Origin of the sequence: Candidatus Enterococcus wittei (assembly GCF_002140175.1) — a bacterium.
In the GTDB taxonomy this organism is placed as follows: Bacteria; Bacillota; Bacilli; order Lactobacillales; family Enterococcaceae; genus Enterococcus_B; species Enterococcus_B wittei.
Map to the genome: position 1 here is coordinate 970445 of NZ_NGMO01000001.1, position 1368 is coordinate 971812.

At 30.5% G+C, this 1368-nt stretch carries 2 protein-coding genes and 1 pseudogene; 2 read left to right on the forward strand and 1 reads right to left on the reverse strand.

Features of this window, described 5'->3' with window-relative positions:
- The first annotated feature begins 319 nt into the window (after positions 1 to 319).
- Together A5844_RS03775 and A5844_RS03780 are read left to right on the forward strand one after the other, a co-directional pair.
- Positions 320 to 553: an AbrB/MazE/SpoVT family DNA-binding domain-containing protein gene (locus A5844_RS03775; RefSeq protein WP_086283943.1), complete on the forward strand. Its 234-nt coding sequence runs from the start codon at positions 320 to 322 to the stop codon at positions 551 to 553.
- Positions 550 to 957 (forward strand): type II toxin-antitoxin system death-on-curing family toxin, encoded by a 408-nt coding sequence (locus tag A5844_RS03780; RefSeq protein ID WP_086283944.1) that lies wholly within the window; start codon positions 550 to 552, stop codon positions 955 to 957. The genes A5844_RS03775 and A5844_RS03780 overlap by 4 nt, the downstream gene beginning before the upstream one ends.
- A gap of 200 nt (positions 958 to 1157) precedes the next feature.
- Here the strand turns inward: A5844_RS03780 and A5844_RS14155 are convergent.
- Positions 1158 to 1368 (reverse strand): annotated as a pseudogene (locus A5844_RS14155) (PRD domain-containing protein); the annotation flags it as partial.

Below are 1368 nucleotides of genomic sequence, written 5' to 3' on the forward strand. Positions count from 1 at the left end.
TTTTGAAACCGTCTAAAAGTCAGTCTCGCAACATCCAATTATCTATGCTTCTCTTGCTTCTATTTCAAAAAATATGGATGTCATTTTTAGCTGTCTCTTATACACATCTAGATGTGTATAAGAGACAGTTCTTTAATTAAGGCTGTCAAATAATCATAGCATGGCTATTCCTTGTACATTTTGGTTCCACTATTTTTAGATTTAGATAAGTATTTAGCAAAAACATTTTTTTAATCATAGTGAAGTGGAGGGATTCTAAAGTTGATTTAACATCACCAGACGTATATACTGTATATACGAAGATGTAGGAGGAAGAAATATGTCGATTAAAGAAAGAAAATTTAGAGAAGTAGGTAATTCAGTAGTGTTAACAATTTCAAAAGAATTCCTAAAAGAAAACGGGTTGAATCCTGGAGACACGGTTTATTTAGATGAAAATAAGCTTCGATCTGCGATTACTAAAAAACAAACTTTATCTGATGAAATTGATGTAGCAATATCTCAAGCGCTAGTAGAATATGATTCTACTTTTAAAGAGCTTGTTGACAAATGACTATAAAATATTTGGTTGCTAAAGACATAATAAAGATGAATGTGATTCAAATAAAAAGATATTCGCCAAATGAACCTATTGAGGTAAAAGATCTTAACGCTCTAGAGATGTGTGTGGGGCAACTCAGATCATCTGCTTTTGGTGAGGAAGTTTATCCTTCAATTTATGAAAAAGCATCTATTTTAATTATACAGTTGATAAAAAAACATCCTTTTTACAGCGCAAATAAACGAACGGCTTTTCTAGCAACTTATGTCTTTTTAAAAATTAATGGCTATCTTTTAACTCTAAATCAACAAGAGTCTATAGATTTAGTCGTAGATATTGCTACATACGATAATGACTTTAATCAATTAAAATGTAAAGTGATTAATACTATAAAAACACATACAAAACATATTTAATGTGTTATTGTATGTGTTTTTATATTTAGATAAATTATAGTAATCACTTTATTGAAGTGAATTTTACCTGTCTCTTATACACATCTAGAGTGTATGTTGGAATGGTGTCAAGTTTTAAGATTACTGTGGATAAAACCAAATCTTCATAAATGGTAGTTTTCATTCTGTCTCTTATACACATCTCTGTCTCTTATACACATCTAGATTTCAATTCTTTGAAAATTTTTACGGATTCGAGCTGCTAATAATTGCGAAGTCCCTTTACCACTGCTGCAAACAAGTAGAACCCGAACTTTTTTTTCACATTTTTCTTCCTTATGTTCTTTCATTGTTTGAATGTGGACTGCAAGAAATGCCACTTCAGATTCAGGAATCTGTAAATCAAAATGTTCATTGAGGACTTTGCCTAAT